Consider the following 25,211-nt stretch of genomic DNA (forward strand, 5'->3'; position numbering starts at 1 on the left):
GGTCAGGCGGGGGCGCCGCCTGCGGGCAGGTCCGCGGCCGCGGCCGCGTCGAGCAGCCACAGGGTGCGCTCGGTCCCGAGCGCGCCTGCGGCGGGCGTGACGGAGACAGGCGCCGACGCGAGCGCGGACGCCACCGCGGTCGCCTTCTCGGCGCCCGCGGCGACCACCCAGACCTCGCGCGCGCCGCGGATCGCGTCGAAGGTGAGCGTCACGCGCAGCGGCGGTGGCTTGGGGGAGCCGTGCACGCCGGCGGTGGCGACGCCGTCGACGTCGACCGCAGGGTGGCCCGGGAAGAGTGACGCGACGTGGCCGTCAGGCCCCATGCCGAGGAGCAGCACGTCGAACCGGGGCACCTGCCGACCGTCGTCGGCGTACCGGGCGAGCTCGGCGGCGTAGGCCTCGGCGGCCGCCTCGGGCGTCGGGACGGTGTCGTCGAGCGCCGGGACGGGGTGCACGTTCGCCGTGGGCAGGGCGTCGCCGAGGGCCGTGAGCAGTGCGTCACGCGCCTGGGTCTCGTTGCGGTCGCCGTCACCGTCCGGCAGGAACCGCTCGTCGCCCCACCACAGGTGCACCTGCGACCAGTCGACCGCATCGCGCACGGGCGAGGCAGCAACCGCGGCCAGCGTGGCGATGCCGACCGTCCCGCCGGTCAGCACGACGTGCAGGGGAGCGCGGTGCGACTGCGCGTCGACGAGCGCGACGAGCAGGCGCGCCGCGGTGGCCTGCGCCAGGAGCGTCGCGTCCGGGTGGACGACGACGTCGCGCGCCGCCCGCGCGGTCATACGGGGATCCTCGCCAGACCCTTGGTGAGCACCTCGCCGTACACCTCGTCGGGATCGAGCCGGCGCAGCTCCTCGGCGAGGCACTCGCGCAGGTGCCGGATCGGCAGCGCGATGCGGTGCTCCGGCTGGCCCGGCTGGTGCAACGCGGCAGTCTTGCCGTCCGGGCGGCCGAGCACGATGTCACCCGACTCGCGCTCGAGCTTGACCTGGACGATCGCCGGGGCGTCCGGGATGCGCTCGACCTCGACCGGGCAGCGCAGTGCGTGCGCGAGCCAGGCGGCCACCATGTCGACGGACGTGTGGGTGGCCTCCCCGGAGACGACCGCGCGGCGCACCGGCTCGTACGGGGGCTGCTCGAGCGTGGCCGCGACGAGCCCGCGCCACAGGGTCGCGCGGGTCCACGCCAGGTCGGTGTCGCCCTCCTGGTACGACTCGGCGAGGCGGCGCAGCCACGCGTGCGGGTCGGACGAGCGCACGGAGTCCGTGATGCGGCGCTGTGCCATCCGGCCGAGCGGCGTCTCCGACGGGACGGCGGGCGGCTCGTACGGCCACCACGCGACGATGGGGGCGTCCGGCAGCAGCAGCGGCATGACGAGGGTGTCGAGGTGCTCGGCGACCTCGCCTGCCGGCCGCAGGATGATGACCTCGCTCGCGCCGGCGTCCCCGCCGAGGCGGATCTGGGCGTCGAGGCCCTCGCTGCTGGGGGAGCCGTCGTGCTGCGACTGGATGAGGATGACGCGGCACGGGTGCTCGCGGCTGGCGTCGTTCGCGGCCGCGATCGCGTGCTCCGGGTCGTGGTCACCTGTGTCGACGATGAGCGTCAGGACGCGGCCGAGCGCGACCGCGCCACCCTCGTCGCGCTCGGTGAGCAGACGCTTGGCGATCGCACGCGTCGTGGTGCCCGGCATGTCGATGATCACGGCAGCCTCCACGCGCGCCCGTCGCGCGCCATCATCTCGTCGGCGGAGCGCGGGCCCCACGTGCCCGCGCGGTACTCGTCGGGCTTCCCGTGCTTGGCCCAGTACTGGATGATCGGGTCGAGGATCTTCCAGGACAGCTCGACCTCGGTGTTCTGCGGGAACAGCGGCGGGTCGCCGAGCAGCACGTCGAGGATGAGCCGCTCGTACGCCTCGGGCGACGCCTCGGTGAACGCGTGGCCGTACCCGAAGTCCATGGTGACGTCGCGGACCTCCATCTGCGTGCCCGGCACCTTGGCGCCGAACCGCAGCGTGACCCCCTCGTCGGGCTGCACGCGGATGACGAGGGCGTTCTTGCCGAGCTCCTCGGTGGCGGTCGACTCGAACGGCAGGTGCGGCGCGCGCTTGAACACGACGGCGATCTCCGTGACGCGCTTGCCGAGCCGCTTGCCGGTGCGCAGGTAGAACGGCACGCCCGCCCAGCGTCGCGTGTCGATGTCGACGCGGATGGCCGCGTACGTCTCGGTCGTCGAGTGGGGGTTGAAGCCCTCCTCCTCGAGGAAGCCGACGACGGGCTCACCGCCCTGCCAGCCCGAGGTGTACTGACCGCGCGCCGTGTGCCGGCCGATGTCGCGCGGCACGCGCACCGCCGAGAGCACCTTCTCCTTCTCGGCACGCAGCGCGGCGGCGTCGAACGAGACGGGCTCCTCCATCGCCGTGAGCGCAAGGAGCTGCAGGAGGTGGTTCTGGATGACGTCGCGCGCGGCGCCGATGCCGTCGTAGTAGCCGGCACGGCCGCCGATGCCGATGTCCTCGGCCATCGTGATCTGCACGTGGTCGACGTAGTTCGCATTCCAGATCGGCTCGAACAGCTGGTTGGCGAAGCGCAGCGCCAGCAGGTTCTGCACCGTCTCCTTGCCCAGGTAGTGGTCGATCCGGAAGATGTCGTCGGGCCGGAAGACGCTCGAGACGATCTCCTGGAGCTCGCGGGCGCTCGCCAGGTCGTGCCCGAACGGCTTCTCGATGACGACGCGGCGCCACCGCCCGTCCTGCGGCTGCGAGAGGCCCGAGCGCGAGAGCTGCTCGCACACCACGGGGAACGACGAGGGGGGGACCGACAGGTAGAACGCGTGGTTGCCGCCCGTCCCGCGCGAGACGTCGAGCTCCTCGACCGTCTGCCGCAGGCGGTCGAAGGCGTCGTCGTCGTCGAACGTGCCCTGGACGAACCGGATCCCTTCCGAGAGCTGGCGCCAGGTGGCCTCGCGGAACGGGGTCCGGGCGTGCTCCTTGACCGAGTCGTGCACGATCTGGGCGAAGTCCTGCGTGGCCCAGTCGCGACGCGCGAAGCCGGTCAGCGCGAAGCCCGGGGGCAGCAGCCCGCGGTTCGTGAGGTCGTACACGGCGGGCATGAGCTTCTTGCGCGCGAGGTCGCCCGTGACGCCGAAGATGACGAGCCCGCACGGACCGGCGATGCGGGGCAGCCGGCGGTCACGCGGGTCGCGCAGCGGGTTGATCCCGCTGGCGACCTTCGCGAGGCTCACTGGGCCCCCGCCGCGCGCTCGGCCGCCACGCCCAGGCCCTCGGACACCTTGGCGAGCAGCTGTTCCCAGCTCGCCTCGAACTTCTCGACGCCCTCGATCTCGAGCTGCCGCGCGACGTCGTCGACGTCGATGCCGAGCGCGACGAGGCGGTCGAGCAGCCTGGCGGAGGCGTCCTGGGTACCCGTGACGGTGTCGCGCGCGTCGCCGCCGTGGTCGGCGACCGCCTCGAGCGTCTTCTCGGGCATCGTGTTGACGACGCCCGCGACGACGAGCTCGTCGACGTACAGCGTGTCGGGATAGGCCGGGTCCTTGACGCCGGTCGACGCCCACAGCGGGCGCTGCGGGCGCGCGCCGGCGGCGGCGAGGGCCTGCCAGCGCTCGCTCGCGACGACCTCCTCGTACACGCCGTACGCGAGGCGTGCGTTGGCGATCGCGGCCTTGCCGCGCAGCTCGGCCGCCTCGGGGGTCGCAAGGTCGTCGAGCCGGGGATCGATCGCGGTGTCGACGCGCGAGACGAAGAACGAGGCGACCGACGCGATCGGAGCCAGGTCGTGGCCGTTGGCGCGCGCCTGCTCGAGGCCCGACTGGAACGCGTCGAGCACGGCGGCGTAGCGCTCGAGCGAGAAGATCAGCGTCACGTTGACGCTGATGCCCTCGGCGAGCACGGCGGTGATCGCGGGGAGGCCCTCGAGGGTCGCGGGGATCTTGATGAAGACGTTGGGCCGGTCGACCGTCGACCACAGCGCGCGAGCCGAGGTGACCGTCGCCGCGGTGTCCCGCGCGAGCCGCGGGTCGACCTCGATCGAGACGCGTCCGTCCTGGCCGTCGGTGCGGTCGTACACGGGACGGAGCACGTCCGCGGCCGCTCGCACGTCGTCGGTCGTGATCGTGAACACCGCCTGGTCGACGTCCGCGCCCTGCGCGGCGAGCGCGCGCAGCTGCTCGTCGTAGGCGTCGCCCTGGCTGATCGCCGCCGCGAAGATCGTCGGGTTGGTGGTCACACCCACCACGCCGCGCTCCACGAGCGAGGCGAGGTTCCCGGAGCGCAGCCGCTCACGCGACAGGTCGTCGAGCCAGACGGCCACTCCCGCCTCGGTGAGCCGTGCGAGGGGTCCGCTCGGTGCCATGGTCGTTCCTTCCCTCATGAGCTTGCTGCGCGCAGGCACGACCGTGCCCTCGCGACCTCCTCGTCATCCTGACCCGCGGGTGCACGGGACGCCTGCTGGAGTTGTGGCGTCCCGTGCACCCGTGCGGATCAGCCCTGCTGGTCGCCCGTGCCGGTCGCCGTCGGGGCGGCCTGCGACGCGGACGGCGCCGCGTCGCCGCGCGCGGCCGCGATCGACTCGTGCGCGGCCGCGACGACGGCCTCCGTCGTGATGCCGAACTCGCGGTAGAGCACCTGGTAGTCCGCCGACGCGCCGAAGTGCTCGAGCGAGATGCTGCGGCCCGCGTCGCCGACGATCTTGTGCCACGAGAGCGCGATGCCGGCCTCGACCGAGACGCGCGCCCGCACCGACGACGGCAGGACCGACTCGCGGTACGCCTCGTCCTGAGCGGCGAACCACTCGAGCGACGGCGCCGAGACGACGCGCGTCGGGACACCGGCGGCCTCGAGCGTCTCGCGCGCCTCGACCGCGAGCTGGACCTCGGAACCCGTGCCGATGAGGATGACCTCGGGCGTGCCGGTGCTCGCCTCGAGGAGCACGTAGGCGCCCTTGGCGACACCCTCGGCGCCCGCGAAGCCGTCCTCGCCGCGCGGGAACGTCGGGACGTTCTGGCGCGTGAGGATCAGGCCGACCGGACCGTCGCGGTGCTCGAGGATCGCCTTCCACGCCTGCGCCGTCTCGTTGGCGTCCGCGGGACGGACGACCGCCAGGCCGGGGATCGCGCGCAGCGCGGTGAGGTGCTCGACGGGCTGGTGCGTCGGGCCGTCCTCGCCGAGGCCGATCGAGTCGTGCGTCCACACGTAGATCGCGGGCACGCCCATGAGCGAGGCGAGCCGGACCGAGCCGCGCATGTAGTCCGCGAACTGCAGGAACGTGCCGCCGTAGGCGCGGGTCAGGCCGTGCAGCGTGATACCGGACAGGATCGCGCCCATGCCGTGCTCACGGATGCCGAAGTGCAGCGTGCGGCCGCCCTCGTCGCCCGCGAACTCGTGCGTGGAGCGGTGCGCCGGGATGAAGGACGGCTGGCCCTTCATCGTCGTGTTGTTGGAGCCGGCCAGGTCGGCCGAGCCGCCCCAGAGCTCGGGGAGCTCGTCGGCGATCGCGGAGAGCACCTCACCGGAGGCCGCGCGCGTGGCGACGGCCTTGCCGGCGGGGAACACCGGGAGCGAGTCGGTCCAGCCCGCGGGCAGCTCGCCGGCCCGCAGCCGCTCGAGGAGCGCGGCGCGCTCCGGGTTGGCGGCCTTCCAGGCGTCGAACGACTCCTGCCATGCGGCGCGGACGGTCGCGGCGCGGTCCGCCAGTGAACGCGTGTGCGCGAGGACCTCGGGCGCGACCTCGAACGTCTGGTCCGGGTCGAAGCCGAGGATCTCCTTGAGGCCGCGGATCGAGTCCGTGCCGAGCTTCGAGCCGTGCGACGAGTGGTCGTCGGTCTTGCCGGGCGTCGGCCACGCGATGAGCGTGCGGATCCCGATGAAGGACGGCTTGTCCGTCACGGCCTTGGCGGCCTCGATGGCCGCGTGCAGCGCGTCCACGTCCTCGCGGTACTCGCCGCCGGCGGTCCAGTCGACGAACTGCACGTGCCAGCCGTACGACTCGTAGCGCGCCAGCACGTCCTCGGTGAACGCGATCTGGGTGTCACCCTCGATCGAGATGTGGTTGTCGTCCCACAGCACGATCAGGTTGCCGAGCTCCTGCGTGCCGGCCAGCGACGAGGCCTCACTCGTCACGCCCTCCTGCAGGTCGCCGTCCGAGGCGATCACGTACGTGTAGTGGTCGAACGGGCTCGTGCCCGCGGGCGCCTCGGGGTCCAGCAGCTGCCGCTCGCGGCGCTGCGCCATCGCGAAGCCGACCGCCGAGGCCAGGCCCTGGCCCAGCGGGCCGGTCGTGATCTCGACGCCCTCGGTGTGCTTGTACTCGGGGTGCCCCGGGGTCTTCGAGCCCCAGGTCCGCAGCGCCTGCAGGTCCTCGAGCTCGAGGCCGAAGCCGCCCAGGTAGAGCTGGATGTACTGGGTCAGGCAGGAGTGACCCGCCGACAGGACGAAGCGGTCACGACCGAGCCAGTGCGTGTCCTGCGGGTCGTGCCGGAGCACGTTCTGGTACAGGAGGTAGGCCACGGGGGCGAGGCTGATCGCCGTCCCCGGGTGTCCGTTGCCGACCTTCTCGACCGAGTCCGCCGCCAGGACGCGCACCGTGTCGACAGCCTTCACGTCCAGGTCGGTCCAACCGACCGTCTGGGCCAGGGGAGCCTTCGCGTTCACCGCACCTCATTCCCACCCGGGGGAGCCGGGTGACGTGTTCCGACTTGCGTGCCGTGTCCGTCAGGCGCCCGCAGGCGGTCAGGCGGCACGGCCTCGCGAGGGTTCTCGCGAGCGCACGGTCGTCCGTGGCTGGCCCGCGCGCCGGTTCGTGCGGATGCGGCCCTGCTCGGGGCGCACCCGGACGACGTCGCGCGCGGACGGACGCCGGTTGCCGCTCGAGCCTATAGCGCATGCACAGAGGTCGAGCGACGATGACCAGCCTCCGGCCACTCTCACGCGGCCACGCCGGACGATGTGCGGCGCGCGACCGATCTCACAGGTCCCGCCGGGCGTGCTGGCGGGCCTTTCGTCCCGCGCGCGGCGTAGCATGGCCGTCGACGTCAGCCCCCGACCGGCGCACCGCAGCGACCGGCCGACCCCGAACGAACGGAACCGCCTCGCGTGCGCCTCACCAGCCCCTCGTCCGTCGACGGCAGGTCGACTGACGGCGTCGTCGCCGACGCGCACGGTGCTGGTGCTCCTCGCGGTGCTGCGGTGCGCAGCGAGTCCGCGCCCGCCGCCGGCACGACGGCGGCTCCCGCGTCCGACGCGCGCACCGGCACGCTCGCGGCAGCGGCCGCCACGCCGGCGGGCCGCGTCGCGCGGGCCCGGGCAGTCGTGGCCCGCTACGTCACGCTGACCAAGCCCCGCGTCATCGAGCTCCTGCTCGTGACGACGATCCCGACGATGATCCTCGCGCAGGAGGGCTGGCCGAGCCTCGGCCTCGTCCTGGCGACGCTCGTCGGCGGTGCGACCGCCGCGGGCTCGGCGAACGTCCTGAACTGCTACATCGACCGCGACATCGACCGCGTCATGAACCGGACCCGCCGCCGCCCGACGGCGACGGGGGAGATCAGCCCGCGTGCCGCACTGACGTTCGGCCTCGTGCTCGGCGTCGTCAGCCTCACCTGGCTGTGGTTCCTGGTGAACCCCGTGTCTTCGATGCTGACCGCGGGTGCGATCCTCATCTACGTCGTCGGCTACACGATGATCCTCAAGCGCCGCACGCCGCAGAACATCGTGTGGGGCGGCGCGGCCGGCTGCATGCCGGTGCTCATCGGGTGGTCCGCCGTGACCGGCACCGTGGGCTGGCCCGCGGTGCTGCTGTTCGGGGTCATCTTCTTCTGGACGCCGCCGCACTACTGGCCGCTGTCGATGAAGTTCCGCCGCGACTACGCCGCCGCGGGCGTGCCGATGCTCCCCGTCGTCGCGCAGGACACCAAGGTCGCGCGCGAGATGATCGGCTACACGCTCGCGATGATCGCGTGCTCGCTGCTGCTGGTCCCCGCCGCGGGGATGACATGGGTCTACGCCGTGCTCGCCACCGCGCTCGGCGTCTGGTTCCTCGTGCTGTGCGTGCGCCTGCTGCGCCGCGCGGAGGACCCGGCCCGCGGCAAGCTCCGGGCGATGAGCGTGTTCCACGCGTCGATCACCTACCTGACGCTCCTGTCCGTCGCCGTCTCCGTCGACGTGTTCCTGCCCCTCTGACGAGCGGTCCCGCGCGGTGACGCAGGTGGTCTCCCGCACGCCGCTCGAGCGCGCCCTCGAGCAGTACCTCGCACACCTGACGGTCGAGCGCGGGCTGTCCCGCAACACGCTCGCCGCGTACCGCCGCGATCTCGGCCGGTACGTCGCCTACCTCGTCGCGCGCGGACGTCACGAGCCGCAGGACGTGGCCTCCCAGGACGTCGAGGACTACCTGCTCGCGCTGCGCACCGGGTCGGACGGGGGAAGCGCGCTGTCGGCCTCGTCCGCCGCGCGTGCGGTCGTCGCGGTGCGCGGCTGGCACCGGTTCTGGGTGCTGGACGGCGTGACGGCCGACGACGCCGCGGGTGCGGTGCGGCCTCCGGCCACGCCTCGTCGCCTGCCGAAGGCCATCTCGGTCGACGAGGTCGGCCGGCTGATCGACGCGGCCGGCTTCGGCGACGGTGCCGTGCCGCTGCGGGACCGCGCGCTGCTCGAGCTGCTCTACGCCACCGGGGCGCGCATCTCGGAGGCCGTCGGACTGGACGTCGACGACGTCGACGCGACGCCCGGGCGCGCGGCCGTGCGCCTGCTGGGCAAGGGCGGCAAGGAGCGCGTGGTGCCGGTCGGCTCGTTCGCGCTCGACGCCCTCGAGGCGTACCTCGTGCGAGGTCGGCCGGAGCTGGCGGCGGCCGGTCGAGGGACGCCCGCGGTGTTCCTCAACACCCGCGGCGCGCGGCTGTCGCGCCAGAGCGCATGGGCGGCCCTGCGGACCGCGGCCGAGCGAGCGGGTCTGGCGGGAGCCGGGGGAGCGCACCTGTCGCCGCACACGCTGCGACACTCGTTCGCCACGCATCTGCTCGCGGGCGGTGCCGACGTGCGCGTCGTCCAGGAGCTGCTGGGGCACGCATCGGTCACGACGACGCAGATCTACACGCTCGTGACGCCCGACACGCTGCGCGAGGTCTACCAGCTCAGTCATCCACGGGCGCGCTGATCGTGTCAGGAGCGTCCGCTCCGGTAGGTTGTGCGACGTGGTGAGCAGCGACACGACGCAGGAACTGGACGCCGTCGGGCGAGCACTGCCCGTCTTCCCGGAGCCCGCACCCCTGGCCTCGCACGGGCCCGCGCGCGTGATCGCGATGTGCAACCAGAAGGGCGGCGTCGGCAAGACGACGACGACCATCAACCTGGCCGCCGCGCTCGCCGAGTACGGGCGCAAGGTGCTCATCGTCGACTTCGACCCGCAGGGCGCCGCGTCCGTCGGGCTGGGCATCAGCCCGCACGAGCTCGACCTGACGATCTACAACCTGCTGATGGAGCGCGACGCGCAGGTCTCCGACGTCATCCGGCACACGAGCACGCCGGGGCTGGACCTGCTGCCCGCGAACATCGACCTGTCGGCGGCCGAGGTCCAGCTCGTCGGCGAGGTCGCGCGCGAGTCCGTCCTGTCGCGCGCACTGCGGCCCGTGCTGGACGACTACGACGTCGTGCTCATCGACTGCCAGCCGTCGCTCGGCCTGCTCACCGTCAACGCGCTGACGGCCGCGCACGGCGTGCTGATCCCGCTCGAGTGCGAGTTCTTCGCGCTGCGCGGTGTCGCGCTGCTGATCGAGACGATCGAGAAGGTGCGCGACCGGCTCAACCCGCGCCTCGAGGTCGACGGCATCCTCGCGACCATGTACGACTCGCGCACGCTGCACGCCCGCGAGGTCGTCGCGCGCGTCCACGAGGCCTTCGGGGACACGCTCCTGCAGACCGTCATCGGCCGCACGGTGAAGTTCCCGGACGCGACGGTCGCGGCCGAGCCGATCACCACGTACGCGCCCACCCACACGGGCGCGCAGGCCTACCGCCAGCTCGCGCGCGAGCTCGTCTCCCGTGGCGACGCCGCCTGACCTCGCGGCCGGAGGCGACACGGCGGGCAGCACCCCGGACGAGGCGGCACCGACCCCGACTCGCGACCAGCTCGGCTCGGCCGCCGGGCCGCCGGCCGGGTCCACATCGGCCGGGTCCGAACCCGTCGGGACTGCACCCGCCGGGACGGCCGGCTTCGAGGTGCACCTCGACAACTTCTCGGGTCCGTTCGACCTGCTGCTCGGCCTGATCGCGAAGCACAAGCTCGACATCACCGAGGTCGCGCTCGCGCAGGTCACGGACGAGTTCATCGCGTACCTGCGAGCTGCCGAGGCGCAGTGGGACCTCAACCGCGCGTCGGAGTTCCTGGTCGTGGCCGCGACGCTGCTCGACCTCAAGGCCGCCCGGCTGCTGCCGTCGGCGGACGTCGAGGACGCCGAGGACCTCGAGCTCCTGGAGGCGCGTGACCTGCTGTTCGCCCGGCTGCTGCAGTACCGCGCGTACAAGGAGGTCGCGGCGCACCTCGCGCACCGGTGGGCCACCGAAGGACGCCGGTTCCCGCGTACCGTCGCGCTCGAGCCCCACCTGGCCGCGCTGCTGCCCGAGCTCGTCATGCAGGTCGGACCCGAGCAGCTGGCCGCGTTGGCGGCCAAGGCGCTCGCGCCGAAGGCGCCGCCGCCCGGCGTCGACATCAGCCACCTGCACGCCCCACCGGTCTCGGTGCGCGAGCAGGCCGCGGTCCTCGTCGACCGGCTGCGGCACCACGGTGCGGTGTCCTTCCGCACGCTCGTCGCGGACGCGGGCTCGACGATCGTCGTCGTCGCGCGGTTCCTGGCCGTGCTCGAGCTGTTCCGTGAGGGCGCCGTGGGGTTCGACCAGGTGACGCCGCTCGGGGAGCTGACCGTGCGGTGGACCGGGGCCGCCGAGGGCGACGTCACGGTCTCCGACGACTTCGACCAGCTCGACACGACCGCCGGGGACGCCGCCACGGTCGACGGGCCGGCACCCGACGAGGCGGCCACCGACGCGCCGCACCTGTCCGAGGAGGACGCATGAGCCACGACCCGTCCGTCGCGCCGGAGCACGACGAGCCCGTGACCGACGCCTCAGACGACGTCCCGGGGCCCGTGGCCGGCACCCCGGCCGACGACACCGGCGACGTCCCGGTGCCCGACGAGCTCGCGTTCGACGTCGACGACCTGCCTGGCGGTGCGCTGGCCGCGCTCGAGGCGGTCCTCATGGTCGCCGACGAGCCGGTGCCCGCGGTCCGGCTCGCGGCCGTCCTCGGACTGCCCACCGCCCGCGTCGAGGAGCTGCTCGACGAGCTCGCGGCCGACTACCGCGGCGAGCACGGGGGCCGGCCGCGCGGCTTCGAGCTGCGGCGGGCCGGGGACGGCTGGCGCATCTACTCGAGCACGCCCTACGCCGATGTCGTCGGGCGGTTCGTGCTCGACGGGCAGACCGCCCGGCTCACGCAGGCCGCCCTCGAGACTCTGGCCGTGGTGGCGTACCGCCAGCCGGTCACGCGCGGGCAGGTCTCCGCGGTGCGCGGCGTGAACGTCGACGGTGTGATGCGCACCCTGACGGCGCGCGGTCTCGTCGTCGAGGTGGGCACGGAGCCGACGAGCGGTGCGTTGCTCTACGGGACCACGGGATACTTCTTGGAGCGGATGGGCCTGTCCAGCCTGGACGAGCTGCCCCCGCTCGCGCCTTACCTGCCGGAGATCGACGCCCTCGAGGGCGTCGACGAACCCGGCGCCACGATCGGAGGACCAGCATGAGCCCCCAGCAGCGCCGCGGTGACGCGGACCGCAACGGACGCCCCGGAGCGCGGGGAGGCGCGCCTCGCGGCGGCGGCTCGGGCCGCGGCGCGTCCGGCGGGACGTCCGGTCGGGGTTCCTCGGCCGGCGGCACGTCCGGTCGGGGTTCCTCGGGCCGCGGCTCGTCGGCTGGCGCCGGTGGACGCGGTGCGTCGGGGGCGTCCAGCTCGACCGGCCGCGGCGTGGGTGACGACGCGCGTGGCGCGGCGAAGAAGACGCACCGCGGCCAGTCCGGCCAGTCGCGTGGCCCGGTGAAGGGTCGCGGCGCGTCCCGTCCGACGAGCGCGCGCCCGGCTGCGGCGCGACGCGCACCCGCCACGCCCACGATCGACGTGCACGACCCCGAGGGCGTGCGGCTGCAGAAGCTCCTCGCCGCGGCGGGTCTGGGGTCGCGGCGCGCGTGCGAGGCGCTCATCGCCTCGGGCCGCGTCGAGGTCGACGGCCAGGTGGTGATGGAGCTCGGGGTACGCGTCGACCCGGCGCACGCGGTGGTCCTCGTCGACGGCATGCGCGTCCAGCTCGACTCGACGCACGTGACGATCGCGCTGAACAAGCCGAAGGGCGTCGTCTCGACGATGCACGACGAGCAGGGCCGCCCGTCGGTCGCGCAGTACGTGGCGGACCGCACCGAGCGGCTGTTCCACGTCGGCCGGCTCGACGCGGACACCGAAGGCCTGCTGCTCCTGACGAGCGACGGCGAGCTCGCCCACCACCTGTCGCACCCGTCCAGCGGCGTGCCCAAGACGTACCTCGCCGAGGTGCAGGGCCGGATCACGCCCGGGATCGCCCAGCGCCTGCAGAAGGGCGTCGAGCTCGAGGACGGTCCGGCGAAGGCCGACAAGGTGACGATCGTGCAGGCGCTGTCGCACCTGAGCCTCGTCGAGCTCACGCTGCACGAGGGACGCAACCGCATCGTGCGCCGCATGCTCGAGGAGGTCGGCCACCCGGTCACCAAGCTCGTGCGCACGCGCATCGGCCCCATCCGGCTGGGCGACCTCAAGCAGGGCAGGACGCGCGTCCTGTCCCAGGTCGAGATCGGCTCCCTGATGTCGCAGGCGGGCATGTGACGGCCGCGACCACGGGCCCCGTCCTCGTGGTCGGGGTCGGGCTGATCGGCGCGTCCGTGGGGCTGCGGCTGACCGCGGAGGGCGTCGACGTGCGGCTGCAGGACCCCTCGCGGACCGCGGTCGCGCTCGCGCGGGACGTGGGCGCGGGGCGCTCGGCGCGTCCGGACGACGACGAACCCGCGCTGGTCGTCGTCGCAGCGCCGCCGGACGTGACTGCCGGCGTGGTGCGCGCCCAGCTCGAGGCGCACCCGGGAGCGGTCGTCACCGACGTCGCCTCGGTGAAGGGCCACGTGCTGGCCGAGCTGCGGGCGTCGGGCGTGCCGCTGGACCGCTACGTGGGGTCGCACCCGATGGCGGGACGCGAGCGCTCCGGCCCCTCGGCGGCCGTGCCCGACCTGTTCCTCGGCCGCCCGTGGGTCATCGCGGAGGCGGAGGAGTCGTCGGCGGACGCGGTGCTCGCGGTACGTGCCCTCGCGGTCGACCTGGGCGCCGTCCCGGTGACGATGGACGCCGACGCGCACGACGCGGCCGTAGCGGCCGTCTCGCACGTCCCGCAGGTCGTGTCGTCGCTCATGGCCGCCCGGCTCGTCGGCGTCGACGACGCGGCGCTCGGGCTCGCGGGGCAGGGGCTGCGGGACGTGACGCGCATCGCGGCCTCCGACCCCGAGCTCTGGACCTCGATCCTCGCGGCGAACTCGGCCGCCGTCCGTCCGCTCCTGGAGGCGCTGCGCGGCGACCTCGACGAGGTCATCGACGCGCTCGCGTCGGCCGACGAGGCCGACGGGCCCGAGACGATCGCCACCGGTGTCCTGGTGACGCTCGCGCGGGCGATCGCGGCCGGCAACGAGGGCGTCGCCCGCATCCCGGGCAAGCACGGCGGCGCACAGCGTGCGTACGAGGAGGTCACCGTGCTGGTGCCCGACTCGCCGGGTGAGCTCGCGCGCCTGCTGACGGAGATCGGTGAGGCAGGCGTGAACCTGGAGGACCTGCGGCTCGAGCACGCGGCCGGGCGGCAGGTCGGCATGGCGGCGATCTCGGTGCTGCCCGGCAGCGCTGCGCGCCTCGAGGCGGAGCTCGTGGAACGTGGATGGAGGCTGGTCGTGTGAGTGCGCTCGTCGTGGCGGTGGACGGACCGTCGGGGTCGGGCAAGTCGAGCGTCTCGCGCGAGGTCGCGCGCCGGCTCGGGCTGGCGTACCTGGACACGGGCGCGATGTACCGCGCCGCGACCTGGTGGTGCGTGCACACCGGCGTCCCGCTGGCCGACCAGGACGCGGTCGCGCAGGCGGTCCGTGACCTGCCGCTCGACCAGGGCGTCGACCCGGACGCGCCGCACGTCGTGGTCGGCGGGACTGACGTGGGCGAGGCGATCCGGACCACCGAGATCTCGGCGGCCGTGAGCGCCGTCGCGACGAACCTCGCGGTGCGTGACGAGCTGCGCCGGCGCCAGCGCGTGGCGATCGCCGTGGAGGCGGCGGCCTCGTCGTTCTCCGAGGGGCGCGGGATCGTCGCCGAGGGGCGTGACATCACGACCGTGGTCGCGCCCGACGCCGACGTCCGGATCCTGCTGACGGCGTCCGAGGAGGCGCGCCTCGCGCGTCGGGCTCGTGACGTTCACGGCTCGGACGACGACGCCGCGGTCGAGGCCACGCGCGACCAGGTGCTGCGCCGCGACGCGGACGACTCGACGGTCGTGCAGTTCCACGTCGCCGCGGACGGCGTGGTGACGGTCGACTCGTCCGACCTCGACTTCGAGCAGACCGTGGCGGCCGTCCTGCAGGTCGTCGCCGAGGTGTCCGGGACGCGCGCGTGAACGACCGGCACGAGCGCCCGACGACGGGCGCTCGCGTCGGCCATGGCCTCGGGCGCGTCCTCGCGCACGGCGTGTGGGCCACCAAGGTCCTCGGCGCGCACCACGTCCCGGCGCACGGCCCTGTTCTGCTCGCCGCGAACCACACGGGCGTCGTCGACGGGCCGGTGCTCGTGGGTGCCTCGCCGCGGCCCGCGCACATGCTCATCAAGCAGGAGATGTTCGCCGGCCCGATCGGCGCTGTCCTGCGCACGGTCGACCAGATCGCCGTCGACCGCGACAACCCGCGCGCCGCGCTTGCAGCCGCTCTCGAGGTGCTCAAGCGCGGCGCCGTCGTGGGGATCTTCCCCGAGGGCAGCCGGGGACGCGGGGACGCGTCCGACTCCCGCGCCGGCATCACGTGGCTCGCCCTCAACGGGCGGGCGCCCGTGGTGCCCGTCGCGATCCTCGGCACACGGCGAACCGGGCAGGGCGTCAACCACCTGCCGCGTCTGCGTCAGCGGCTCGTCGTCGCGTTCGGCGAGCCCGTCGTCGTCGAGCGTGCCGTCGGGGTGCCGGGACGACAGGCGATGGCGGAGGCCAACGACCGGCTGCGGGACGCGCTCGCGCTGCACGTCGCCGCGACGGTGACCGCCACGGGTATCCCGCTCCCGACCGACGACCCGCTGAACGCGGTCTGAGGCCTCAGCGGCACCTGACGCGCGAGGCGTCCGGCAGCGACGCGATCGTCAGGGACAATGGGTCCCATGAGTGAGCCTGAGGTCGACTTCGTCCTGCCCGACGAGGCCGGGGACGCCGAGCGCGAGCGCGCCCTGCGAGCCGGTCTGGCCGAGTACGAGCTCGAGGACGACGACCTCGCCCTCCTGCACGGTGAGGTCGGCGACGACGAGGAGGGTGCCCCGGAGGCGCCGCTGCCCGTGCTCGCGGTCGTCGGCCGCCCGAACGTCGGCAAGTCGACGCTCGTCAACCGGATCCTCGGTCGCCGCGAGGCGGTCGTCGAGGACAAGCCCGGCGTGACGCGCGACCGCGTCAGCTACCCGGCCGAGTGGTCGGGCCGGCGGTTCACGCTCGTCGACACGGGCGGTTGGGAGGTCGACGTCGCCGGCATCGAGGCGCGCGTCGCCGAGCAGGCCGAGGTCGCGATCGCCCTGGCGGACGCCGTGGTCTTCGTCGTCGACGCGACCGTGGGGGCGACCGACACCGACGAGCAGGTCGTGCGCCTGCTGCGCCGCTCGGGCAAGCCCGTCGTGCTGTGCGCCAACAAGGTCGACGGCCCCGCGGGCGAGGCGGATGCCGCCGCGCTGTGGGCGCTCGGCCTGGGGGAGCCGTACCCGGTCTCGGCGCTGCACGGACGCGGCACGGGGGACCTGCTCGACGCGGCCCTCGACGCGCTGCCCGAGGTGTCCGAGCACGGCGTCCTGCGTCCGCAGGGACCGCGCCGCGTCGCGCTCGTCGGCCGCCCGAACGTCGGCAAGTCCTCGCTCCTGAACAAGGTCGCAGGTGCCGAGCGCGTCGTCGTCGACGACGTCGCGGGCACCACGCGCGACCCGGTCGACGAGCTCATCCACCTCAAGGGCGTGCCGTGGGTGTTCGTCGACACCGCCGGCATCCGCCGTCGTGTGCACCAGACCTCCGGCGCGGACTTCTACGCGAGCCTGCGCACGCAGGCCGCGATCGAGAAGGCCGAGGTCGCCGTCGTGCTGCTCGACGCGTCGACCCCGATGACCGAGCAGGACACGCGCGTGATCCAGCAGGTCATCGACGCGGGCCGTGCGCTGGTCATCGCGTACAACAAGTGGGACCTCATGGACGAGGACCGCCGGCCCTACCTCGAGCGCGAGATCGAGAAGGAGCTCGTGCAGGTCACCTGGGCGCCGCGGGTCAACATCTCCGCGAAGACCGGGTGGCACGCCGAGCGCCTGGTCCCGGCCCTCGAGCGGTCGCTCGAGTCGTGGGACATGCGCATCCCGACGGGCCGCCTCAACGCGTTCCTCGGCGAGCTCGTGGCCGCGCACCCGCACCCGGTGCGCGGCGGCAAGCAGCCGCGCATCCTGTTCGCGACGCAGGCCTCGACCCGCCCGCCGCGCTTCGTGCTCTTCACCACCGGCTTCCTCGACCCGGGGTACCGCCGGTACGTCGAGCGGCGCCTGCGTGAGACGTTCGGCTTCGAGGGCACCCCGATCACCATCTCCGTGCGCGTGCGGGAGAAGCGCAAGCGGTGACGCCCGACGGCCGCACGACCCGGGACACACCGACGAGCGTGCCGTGGTCTGCCCGCGGTCCGCGCGGCCTGCTGCTGCGCTGGGGGCTGCCGCGCGACCCGCACGCGTCCCGTCACGTGACGAGCTTCCTCGTCGTCACCGTGCTGACCGTGCTGGTGACCCGCGGCGCGCTGGCGGCCACGGGCTTCCCGCAGGTCGGGGGAGAGGGCCTGCACATCTCTCACGTCCTGTGGGGCGGCCTGCTGCTCGCCGTGGCCGTGATGCTCGCGCTGTCGTTCATCGGCCCCGTCGTCCGGCCGATCGTCGTGCTGGTCGGGGGAGTGGGCTTCGGCCTGTTCGTCGACGAGATCGGCAAGTTCGTCACCGACGACTACGACTACTTCTACGGCCCCACCGCGATGCTCGTGTACATCTCGGTGGTCGCGCTCGCGCTCATCGGCGAGGCGCTGTCGGGACGCCGCAGCGCGGTCCCGCCCGAGCGGCTCGCCGCCGCGGTCGACCAAGCCGTCGCCGGGGTCGCGGGGGGCTTCTCGCCGCGCGTGCGCGCGCACGCCAACGACCTGCTGGACGGCGCGGACGGCGTCCCGGGCCGCGACGAGGCGGCGGCGCTCGTCGCGACGGTCCGGCCCGACCGCAGCGAGCTGCCCGACCCGATCGCCTGGGCCTCGCACACCGTCGTCGCCCTGTCTCGTCGGCTCGTGCGCGCGGCCTGGGTCCCACGTGTCGCGGTCGTGACCATCGCGGGGACCGCGCTGGTCGGCGTCGCACGGGGTCTGTGGCTCGCACGCGACGGCGGGACGTCCGGGTGGATCGTCGGCGCGCTGCTCGTCGGCGGCGCCGCGACCACCGCCGCGTGCATCGCCGGGCTCCTGGCCGACGACCGCGAGCACGCGTTCATTTGGTTCCGCCGGGGCGTGCTCGTGAGCCTCCTGGTCACGCAGGTCGCCCTCCTGCGCATCGAGGAGTGGGCGGGCTACGCGGGCCTCGCGCTCGACGTGGTCCTGCTCGGGCTCGTCGCCGCCGAGCTCGACGTCCTACGCGAACGCGCGCACTCAGGAGACACCGAGGAGGCCGAGGCGGGTCTGGGCGGCGGCCGTCCGAGCGGACGATGAGACGACTCAGGCCTGGTGAGACGACGTCTCACCAGGCCTGATGTTGTCGGGCTGACAGGATTTGAACCTGCGACCCCTTTACCCCCGGCCATGCCAGGGAAAGAACAGCGCGCAACGCAGCGCAGCCAGAATCCGACCGTGACCTGCGCGAAAAGTGCGCCTGGCGAAGCGAGCCGCAGCGACTCGGACACCCCATTCGGAGATCGAGTGACTCATGGAACGACTCATGACTCGGCGGCTCTCCCCAGCTCTCGCGCTGCCCTCCGGCGGCGACTGATCGCGCGCGCCACCCGTAGCGCCGAACGCTCGCCCGCTAGCGTCGCGGCATGTCTCACGCGCAGGTCGTGTTGCTCGTGCTCGGTCTGGTGCTGACCGTCGCGGGATCGGTCCTGGCGGTCACGGCCGCCGTGCGCGACTGGCGTCGATTCCGAGCGTCCGAACCGATCGTCATTCCGCGTCGGTTGCGCGACTGGTGGCGACACACAGTCACGCGTACGCCGCGACCGCGATCGCGGATCTACGGCATGTCCGGGACTGGGATCGGCTACGTCGACTTCACAGCAGCCGAGCGGACCGCGAGCGACGACGGCGACCTCGGCAGGCGGGTCGACGCGCTGGTGCAGATCGCCCGCGAGCTCGAAGCGCGCTATCGCCGCGCACCATGCGGCGACCGATTACTCGATCGGAACAGGCAAGGATCTCGCTGCCCTGCGAGCCTCGATCGCGGACGTCGCGACGAGTTCGGTGCGGCTCGAACTGGTCGGCGTCGTGCTCGCCGTCCTCGGTGCCTGCCTATCGACCGCGTCGAGCTTGCTCTCGGCCTGACCGCGACTCGCGCGAGCGCGGGGCGCTAATCCTGCGGCTGCGATTCTCAGCGCCTCCCACGGCGTCCCGGGCCGCTGACCAGGCCGAGGCCGCCAGGCCGCCCAGGGGGCGCGTACGGGCTCAGAGCGAGCCTGCAGCGTGCACCCCTGCTTGGCATCGAGCATGGGCACATGACCGAGCCGATCACACCCACAGCAGGGGTCCCATCGTCCACCTGGCCGAACGTCAAGGTCGCTCGCGCAGCGCAGCACCTGTCCGAGCTGCAGGCACGAATCGGCCTCTGGTTTGCCACGAGTCCGTTCTACGGCGATGCCGTGGTCGCGGACGATCGGCTGAGCTGGTCCATGCGCCTGCACGTGCTGTCGCCGCCGCCACTAGACGAGTGGGGTGCCTACGTGGGCGACTGCGTGCACAACCTGCGCAGCGCTCTCGATGCAGCGGTCTGGGATCTCGCGACGAGCGGCGGACGGGAGCCGTCGAGTCCGACCTGGATCAGCTTTCCGATAGTCACGACGGCCGAACGCTGGAGAGGCGTCCCGGAGCGCAACCTCGACGGTCTGCCTGCCGACGCGATCGAGCGGATCTGGCGGATTCAGCCGTTTCAGCGTCCTGCAGCGGAACAGCCCGGGGACGCGCTGGCGATCCTGCAGCGCCTCGACAACGACGACAAGCACCGATCGAAGATCGTGGCGCAGGTCGCGGCAGTGGAGATGGGCCACGACTGGAGCGTGGAGTTCGCCGATGATGCGGCGGCCGGGCGCAACGTTCCACCTGACACCACGTTGCACGCACCCGACCTCACCGACGGTGCAGTACTCATGGTGAACCGAACGGTCGACCCGATCGTGAAGGTCAGGGGCTCATTCGCCCTCAGGGCGAACCTCGTGATCGAAACGCCGATGGGACCGCAGCAACTGATCGAGACCCTGGGATCGCTGATCAGCTACGTCGACCAGATCCTCGCGATCGTGTACGGGCGGGTCGAGCTGGTCGGGCCCGGTACGGCGGATGCCACGGAGTAGCCGTACGGCCCGCCGTCGAGGCCGACGCCATCGTCGCTACCGAGCTGCGCCGTACCGCCTGCCCGCCCACACGCCGAACGACGGGCGCAGCTCGCGGGCAGCCTCGCCGCACGGCACGAGGACCAGGCAGGAGCGGCAGCGGAGGCACGCCTCGGCGACCTCGGCGGCCGTGCTGCGCGGCGAGATCCAGGCGGGGTCCCCGCTCGTGCAGGGCGCGCCCGCGAGGATCGCCGCCGACGTCAGTTCGGCCACGGCCGACGACGCACCAGCGCCCGGACGAGCCGACCGGGTCAGCGTGTCCATCGGGCAGGCACCGCCCAGCCGAGCTCGTCGGCGGCGAGCGCGAGCTCGGTCGGGATCGTCCGGTCGCGGACCAGCTCGACGGCCCGCGCCCACAGGTCGGCGGCCTCGCCCGTCCGGCCCCGTGCGAGAGCGGCCCGGATCCGCCAGCACCAGAACGGCTCGTCGAGCCCGCGCGCGGGGTCGGCGGAAGCCCGCACGAGCTCGGCGACCTGGGCGAGCCGCGCAGCCTTGCGGGTGGCCTCTCGGGCGACGACGCGCGACCATTCGGCACGCTTGCGGCAGGACCGAGAGCATCGCGCGTCCGGCGCTCGGTCGACGAGCACGACGCCGCAGCCGTCGCGCACGTACACCCGCTCGGGCGGCTGCCCGACGAGCTGCAGGCGGCGCTCGGGCGCAGCGGAGGCGATCGGGGCGCGCTCCGGCGATCGGGGTCGGATCGCCACTGGTCGCCGCCCCGGTACGTGAGTGCCCGAGATCCATCGCGGGATGCCCTGGCCGCCTGAGGACGAAAACCCGGGCCGTGCGCCTCAGTCATCGGTAGAATCGCGGCGAACCCGCCCAAGGCGTGCCCACCCGGTAAAGGCGCGTCCGACCGCAGCTCGGCGAGGGTGGTTGCCCGTTCGAGCCGGGCCGGGTCCGTGACGGGAACCTCGCGCTGCGGTCGCGATTCGGTTCCCCAACCCGCGGTGCTCGGCGTGTTCGTGCGTATCGCGTCGACCTCGTCGAGCTAGCGGTGCGCCTGCAGGACGGCGTCGACGTCGAGCGCGTGACGCTGCGCGTACAGAGAGTCTCGAAGTATTCGCGCCGCACCTCGTCCTCGCGCGCGAGCAGCCACAGCCGCTCTTGCTCATCGTCGAGGCGTTGCTGCCAGCTCATGCCGTCGGCGAGCTCGGGCGTCGGAACGGGCGCGGGCTCGAGGTCGTCGGCCTGGTCGAGCTGTACCCAGCGTGCGCCAGCGGCGACGAGCTCGTCGGCCTCGGCGAGCACGAGCGCGGAGCGGGCGACCGCACGCTCCAGCGCAGCACTAGGAACGAGGACCAGGCATGACGACCACGACGCGACGCGCTCGCACGGCGAGGGCAGGATCTATGAGGCGAACGGTGGGTTCGTGGCTCGGGTCCCGTACGTCGACGCAGCGACGGGCAAGCGCAAGCTGCAGCGGGTGACCAAGCGCACCCGTCGCGAGGCGCTCGAAGCGCTCCGGGACATGCAGCGCCGCCGCGCAGGCGGAAAGCCACTGCGCGACTCGACGGGCACAGTCGCGCCATGGTCCCAGCGCTGGGATCCGACATCCCTAGCGGCATCCGAGCGCCGAGAGACGACCAAGATGATCTATCGGACCCTCGCGAAGACGCTGATCCGCCCGTACCTCGGAGGGATCCGGCTCGACAAGCTGCGCCCGACCGACGTCGAGACATGGCTCGCCGATCTCAGCGCGGCGGGCAAGTCGGCGAGCACGCGGCGTCAGGCACTCACGATCCTGCGCGCGATGCTCGATACCGCTGTCCGCGACGGCGTCGTCGCCACGAACGTCGCCGCGACCGTCACGAGGCCGACGCTGCGCCGAGCCGAGGCGAAGCACTTCGACGCCTCGGGCGTTGCTGCGCTAGTCGCCGCTGCACAGGATGACCAGCTGCCGCCGTTGCTGATCACCCGGACCGAGCACGGCCTCGTGATTCAGCCGCCCAAGACAGCTCGCGGCTGGCGAACCATGCCGCTGTCAGCGCCTGTCGTCGCCGCGCTGCGGGCGCAGCGTCAGCAGCAGCGCCTCGACCGGCTCGCCGCTGGGATCTCGTGGATCGCGACCGACCACGTGTTCACGACGACGGCTGGCACGCCGCACGCCCCGCGCAACATCAGCCGATGGTTCACGGCGCTCGCGAAGCGCGCCGGGGTCGAGGGTTCGATGCACGCCACGCGGAACACGGCGCTCTCGGGCATGGTGAACGCAGGCGTACCGCTCGCGGTCGTCAGCCGGGTCGCCGGACACGAGTCGATCAACATCACGATCGACGTGTACGGACACGTCAGCGAGCAGTCGGCACGCGACGCTGTCGACGCTGCGGTGGGCGCGCTCGGCCACGGATGACTCATGGTCGAGCGAATGACTCATGGAACGTCCTGAGACACGAATCAGGGGCCGTCCCAATCTCTCGGAAACGGCCCCTGATCTGTGTCTTTACCTGTCGGGCTGACAGGATTTGAACCTGCGACCCCTTGACCCCCAGTCAAGTGCGCTACCAAGCTGCGCCACAGCCCGATGGCTCCCGAAGAAGCCTGCGACAGCCTACCGTACGGGCGCGGGTGCCTCGTCGCCCGTCCCATCCGTGTCGTCCTGGCGGCACGTGGTGCCGCGGTGCGTCCGCTACTTGAGCGCGGAGCGGGGGGTCACCTTCGTGCGGAGGTCGGTCAGCTCGGCCTGGTACTTGGAGGCGCTCTGCTGCGCGAGGGCCAGCGCGGCTGTGTACTCCTTGACCTCCTCCTCCTGCTTCTGGGTCTTCTCCTTGACGGAGTCCAGCTCGGCCAGACGCTGCTGACTGACCAGCACCTTCTGGTTCTCCTCCTTGACCAGCGTCTCCAGCGCGGGGATGCCGACGGTCACCGCGTCGTAGAGCCCCTTGGGCAGGTAGGTGGAGGTGGGCGTCTTCTTCTCCTGGAAGTAGGAGTACAGGGACTTGCCGGCGCTGCCCTTCACCTTGATCTTCTCGGCGAGCTGCGACTTCGGGACGGTGAAGACGTCTCCGCTGCGTCGGGTGTAGGTGATCGGCAGGGCGTTGTACCCCTTGATCCGGAAGACCGTGGGCTGGGGCTCGCCCGCGCGGCTCCCGGCGGGCACCGTGACGTCCACGGTGTCGTCGCCGTCCGTCACGGCGAGCTGGAGATCGGTGAGCACCTCTCGGAGCGTCTTCTCCGCCTCGGTGGGCGGAGCAGTGTGCTTCTCCGCGTCGACGATCTTCACGAAGAGCTTGGTGCCCTGGATCGAGCCGGGTACCTTCTTGCCGCCGTACGTGTACTCGCCGCCCGACCGCGGCAGCAGGTCCTCGTACGGGGCCTGACCGATCGAGGCCAGGGGCAGCACGAAGTAGGCGTAGCCACGCAGGTGCTTGCGGCCCAGGTCCGGGTTGCTCGCCAGCCGCTCGACCTCGTCCAGCGAGGTGATCTCCGTCCAGTCGGTCGGGCTGAAGGCCGCGTTGGCCTGGTTGGCGGTGATGGCCAGGATGCGCTGGAGCCGCGCATGGATCTCCAGAGCGATCGCGGCTCGCGCCTCGTCCGTCTTGGCCGCGCGGTGCTTCTTCAGGTCGCCGTACAGCCCGTCGCCCTCGGCCTCGAGCTCCTCGTACCTCGGCGCGAAGTACCGACCGTCACGGTCCATGTCGGCCTTGTCGTCGACGGGTTCCGTGCGGATGGAGGTGTTCGGGCCGGCGTACTGGTTGCCCTGCTGCCACTCGTAGAACGACTCACGGACGTCCTGGATCCGCTGCCCGCCGATCTCCCCGGTGTCGGCGGGGTCCGCCAGGCGCGCCCGGACCGCCGCCAGCGCGTCCGGGCTGTAGTCGGGCAGCGTGACCTTGAGCAGCTCGAGCATCTTCTGGGTCAACACCTGAGGGATCGAGCGGATGTAGATGTCGTTGCGCTGGTCGGCGCTCAACGTCCTGGCGGCTTCGACCAGCTTGGCGTGGCCGATGATGTGGTGGCCGGTCAGCGTCCACCCGTCGTGGCTCTGGCCGGTCGAATACGGGTTGATCTCGCGGCGCCGGATCACCCCCGCGGCGTGATGGCGCCGCAGCCGGCTCAGCGCAGGGCGGGCGCCCGGCGTGGAGAGCTCCGTGGGTGTCGCCGTCGGCTCGTGGCGCCGCTGGAGGAGGCTCAGTGCCGAGGCCGCCACGCCGTCAGCCGCGCTCTCTGCCGGGTCGGCGGCGTGCCCGATCGTCGTCTGCGACGAGCTGGAGCCGTGGCGCGCGGTCTGGTTCTGCACGACGTGAGCCAGCTCGTGCGCGAGCAGCTGTCGGCCGCCGGTGCTGTCGGGCGCGTACGCGCCCTGGGTGAAGTAGATGTCCTGGCCGTGCGTGAACGCGCTCGCCTGCACCGAGCGGGAGATCCGGTCCGCCTCACCGTCCGCGTGGACGCGCACGCCACCGAAGTCGGCTCCCATCGCCTCGCCGAGCGGGACGGCGAGCGCGTCGGGCAGCGGCCTGCCCGCGCCGCGACGACGCACGAGCGCCGCCAGGGTCTCGGCCGGCAGCGGCGTCCCGCCGAGCGGGTCGGACGGTGCCGGCTCGACCGCTCTGCGCACGTCGAACGCCAGTCCGTCGAGCGGCGCGGCGTTCGACGGCGCCACGTCACGACCGACCGGGGCCGGGCGGTCGACGGGCAGGCCGCCCGAAGCCGCGGACGCAGGGTTCGTCTTCCGACCACGCTCGGCGTGCTGGGTCACGGTGGGCCTCCGGTGGGTCGCGAGCTCCCCCTGCGCGGGTACCGCCGACCCACGGTCGGACGGCTTCGTCCGGGCCGACGTGGCCTCAGACGAACCGGACAGGCGCGTCGATCGTCGCGCCGTCGGAGCACCGACCGCAAGAGCAGCGACGCGACGACCTCAGCGAGTGCGACCGTCGAAGCTCGTCCCTCGCCGACTGGTCCGACCGGCACGCGGACGCCCTCACCGCGTCGACGAGCGCCCCGGGCGGGGAGCGGTCTGGCAGGCCGCGGCGTCGGCTGCGGACCCCGGGTCGGCGCAGGACCCCGGTCTGGCGCTTCTCGGTGACCTCGTCTCGCTGCACGCGCACGCCACACGCGTGGCGCTGGTCTGGCAGCTCGTCGGCATGGCCGCGAGGACCACGCACGACGCCGAGCTCGCGGCGCTCGAGCAGCAGTGCCGACCGGAGGTGCTGCGCCAGGCTGCGTGGGCCGGCGCCGAGGCCAAGCAGGCGGCGAACCAGCTGCTCGTCACCTGAGCGCACGCGCACGTGGCTCGGCGGGCTGCGAACCACCCGCCGAGCCACGTGCGTGCG

The 25,211-nt window shown here is 72.9% G+C and carries 24 protein-coding genes and 1 tRNA gene; 16 read left to right on the plus strand and 9 right to left on the minus strand.

All coding sequences use genetic code 11. The annotated features are described in order from the left end of the window. Positions 1 to 2: 2 nt before the first annotated feature. The 5 genes from pgl to tkt form a co-directional block, all read right to left on the minus strand. On the minus strand, positions 3 to 782 hold the full coding sequence (pgl, locus tag CPE01_RS02885) for a 6-phosphogluconolactonase (RefSeq protein ID WP_146805137.1): 780 nt from the start codon (positions 780 to 782) through the stop codon (positions 3 to 5). Beyond that, positions 779 to 1,702 (minus strand): glucose-6-phosphate dehydrogenase assembly protein OpcA, encoded by a 924-nt coding sequence (locus tag CPE01_RS02890; protein WP_146805138.1) that lies wholly within the window; start codon positions 1,700 to 1,702, stop codon positions 779 to 781. The genes pgl and CPE01_RS02890 overlap by 4 nt, the downstream gene beginning before the upstream one ends. Beyond that, positions 1,699 to 3,240: a glucose-6-phosphate dehydrogenase gene (gene zwf, locus CPE01_RS02895; RefSeq protein WP_186811380.1), complete on the minus strand. Its 1,542-nt coding sequence runs from the start codon at positions 3,238 to 3,240 to the stop codon at positions 1,699 to 1,701. The genes CPE01_RS02890 and zwf overlap by 4 nt, the downstream gene beginning before the upstream one ends. Beyond that, the gene (tal, locus tag CPE01_RS02900) at positions 3,237 to 4,367 is read right to left on the minus strand and encodes a transaldolase (protein WP_146805139.1); all 1,131 of its coding nucleotides are present in this window, start codon (positions 4,365 to 4,367) and stop codon (positions 3,237 to 3,239) included. The genes zwf and tal overlap by 4 nt, the downstream gene beginning before the upstream one ends. Positions 4,368 to 4,495: 128 nt before the next feature. Next, positions 4,496 to 6,664: a transketolase gene (tkt, locus tag CPE01_RS02905; RefSeq protein WP_146805140.1), complete on the minus strand. Its 2,169-nt coding sequence runs from the start codon at positions 6,662 to 6,664 to the stop codon at positions 4,496 to 4,498. 657 nt (positions 6,665 to 7,321) lie between these two features. Here tkt and CPE01_RS02910 point away from each other — a divergent pair. The 13 genes from CPE01_RS02910 to CPE01_RS02970 all read left to right on the plus strand — a co-directional run bounded on the left by CPE01_RS02910 (position 7,322) and on the right by CPE01_RS02970 (position 19,899). Beyond that, positions 7,322 to 8,191, plus strand: a complete 870-nt coding sequence (locus tag CPE01_RS02910; RefSeq protein ID WP_246783709.1) for a heme o synthase — start codon at positions 7,322 to 7,324, stop codon at positions 8,189 to 8,191. Positions 8,192 to 8,207: 16 nt separating this feature from the next. Further along, positions 8,208 to 9,164 (plus strand): site-specific tyrosine recombinase XerD, encoded by a 957-nt coding sequence (locus CPE01_RS02915; RefSeq protein WP_146805142.1) that lies wholly within the window; start codon positions 8,208 to 8,210, stop codon positions 9,162 to 9,164. A gap of 37 nt (positions 9,165 to 9,201) precedes the next feature. After that, complete coding sequence (locus tag CPE01_RS02920) at positions 9,202 to 10,065, plus strand: ParA family protein (protein WP_146805143.1); 864 nt, start codon at positions 9,202 to 9,204, stop codon at positions 10,063 to 10,065. Then, positions 10,049 to 11,080, plus strand: a complete 1,032-nt coding sequence (locus tag CPE01_RS02925; RefSeq protein ID WP_371861971.1) for a segregation and condensation protein A — start codon at positions 10,049 to 10,051, stop codon at positions 11,078 to 11,080. Before CPE01_RS02920 ends, CPE01_RS02925 begins: the two co-directional genes overlap by 17 nt. Further along, positions 11,077 to 11,805, plus strand: a complete 729-nt coding sequence (gene scpB, locus CPE01_RS02930; RefSeq protein ID WP_146805144.1) for an SMC-Scp complex subunit ScpB — start codon at positions 11,077 to 11,079, stop codon at positions 11,803 to 11,805. Before CPE01_RS02925 ends, scpB begins: the two co-directional genes overlap by 4 nt. Positions 11,806 to 12,026: 221 nt before the next feature. Then, a complete protein-coding gene (locus CPE01_RS02935; RefSeq protein WP_246783690.1) occupies positions 12,027 to 12,911 on the plus strand; it encodes a pseudouridine synthase in 885 nt (294 codons plus the stop codon). Then, positions 12,908 to 14,017, plus strand: a complete 1,110-nt coding sequence (locus CPE01_RS02940; RefSeq protein WP_146805146.1) for a prephenate dehydrogenase — start codon at positions 12,908 to 12,910, stop codon at positions 14,015 to 14,017. The genes CPE01_RS02935 and CPE01_RS02940 overlap by 4 nt, the downstream gene beginning before the upstream one ends. Continuing rightward, positions 13,999 to 14,721 carry a (d)CMP kinase gene (gene cmk, locus CPE01_RS02945; protein WP_146805147.1) on the plus strand — a complete coding sequence of 241 codons (723 nt, stop codon included), beginning with the start codon at positions 13,999 to 14,001 and terminating at the stop codon, positions 14,719 to 14,721. Before CPE01_RS02940 ends, cmk begins: the two co-directional genes overlap by 19 nt. Continuing rightward, positions 14,718 to 15,398 carry a lysophospholipid acyltransferase family protein gene (locus tag CPE01_RS02950; protein ID WP_146805148.1) on the plus strand — a complete coding sequence of 227 codons (681 nt, stop codon included), beginning with the start codon at positions 14,718 to 14,720 and terminating at the stop codon, positions 15,396 to 15,398. Before cmk ends, CPE01_RS02950 begins: the two co-directional genes overlap by 4 nt. A gap of 66 nt (positions 15,399 to 15,464) precedes the next feature. Next, positions 15,465 to 16,940, plus strand: a complete 1,476-nt coding sequence (der, locus tag CPE01_RS02955; RefSeq protein WP_146805149.1) for a ribosome biogenesis GTPase Der — start codon at positions 15,465 to 15,467, stop codon at positions 16,938 to 16,940. Positions 16,941 to 16,978: 38 nt separating this feature from the next. After that, positions 16,979 to 18,052, plus strand: a complete 1,074-nt coding sequence (locus tag CPE01_RS02960; protein ID WP_186811381.1) for a hypothetical protein — start codon at positions 16,979 to 16,981, stop codon at positions 18,050 to 18,052. Positions 18,053 to 18,378: 326 nt separating this feature from the next. After that, on the plus strand, positions 18,379 to 18,906 hold the full coding sequence (locus CPE01_RS02965) for a hypothetical protein (protein WP_146805150.1): 528 nt from the start codon (positions 18,379 to 18,381) through the stop codon (positions 18,904 to 18,906). 141 nt (positions 18,907 to 19,047) lie between these two features. Next, positions 19,048 to 19,899 carry a hypothetical protein gene (locus CPE01_RS02970; RefSeq protein WP_146805151.1) on the plus strand — a complete coding sequence of 284 codons (852 nt, stop codon included), beginning with the start codon at positions 19,048 to 19,050 and terminating at the stop codon, positions 19,897 to 19,899. A gap of 36 nt (positions 19,900 to 19,935) precedes the next feature. On the opposite strand, the gene CPE01_RS02975 is transcribed toward CPE01_RS02970, so the two are convergent. Together CPE01_RS02975 and CPE01_RS02980 are read right to left on the minus strand one after the other, a co-directional pair. Continuing rightward, on the minus strand, positions 19,936 to 20,151 hold the full coding sequence (locus tag CPE01_RS02975; protein ID WP_146805152.1) for a WhiB family transcriptional regulator: 216 nt from the start codon (positions 20,149 to 20,151) through the stop codon (positions 19,936 to 19,938). A gap of 38 nt (positions 20,152 to 20,189) precedes the next feature. Further along, positions 20,190 to 20,645, minus strand: coding sequence for a hypothetical protein (locus CPE01_RS02980; RefSeq protein WP_146805153.1), 456 nt, complete (start codon positions 20,643 to 20,645; stop codon positions 20,190 to 20,192). Positions 20,646 to 21,063: 418 nt separating this feature from the next. On the opposite strand from CPE01_RS02980, the gene CPE01_RS16315 reads away from it, so the two are divergent. Then, positions 21,064 to 21,249, plus strand: coding sequence for a hypothetical protein (locus tag CPE01_RS16315; protein ID WP_186811382.1), 186 nt, complete (start codon positions 21,064 to 21,066; stop codon positions 21,247 to 21,249). 115 nt (positions 21,250 to 21,364) lie between these two features. Then, complete coding sequence (locus CPE01_RS02985) at positions 21,365 to 22,291, plus strand: tyrosine-type recombinase/integrase (RefSeq protein WP_186811383.1); 927 nt, start codon at positions 21,365 to 21,367, stop codon at positions 22,289 to 22,291. Positions 22,292 to 22,388: 97 nt separating this feature from the next. On the opposite strand, the gene CPE01_RS02990 is transcribed toward CPE01_RS02985, so the two are convergent. Both CPE01_RS02990 and CPE01_RS16585 read right to left on the minus strand, forming a co-directional pair. After that, positions 22,389 to 22,462, minus strand: a tRNA-Pro gene (locus tag CPE01_RS02990). A 105-nt stretch (positions 22,463 to 22,567) separates the two neighbouring features. After that, positions 22,568 to 24,541: an eCIS core domain-containing protein gene (locus CPE01_RS16585; RefSeq protein ID WP_222592860.1), complete on the minus strand. Its 1,974-nt coding sequence runs from the start codon at positions 24,539 to 24,541 to the stop codon at positions 22,568 to 22,570. A 454-nt stretch (positions 24,542 to 24,995) separates the two neighbouring features. Here CPE01_RS16585 and CPE01_RS16320 point away from each other — a divergent pair, with 454 nt between their 5' ends. Next, positions 24,996 to 25,154, plus strand: coding sequence for a hypothetical protein (locus CPE01_RS16320; RefSeq protein WP_186811384.1), 159 nt, complete (start codon positions 24,996 to 24,998; stop codon positions 25,152 to 25,154). Positions 25,155 to 25,211 lie beyond the last annotated feature (57 nt).

It is taken from the genome of Cellulomonas persica, from assembly GCF_007989825.1.
Taxonomy (GTDB): Bacteria; Actinomycetota; Actinomycetes; order Actinomycetales; family Cellulomonadaceae; genus Cellulomonas; species Cellulomonas persica.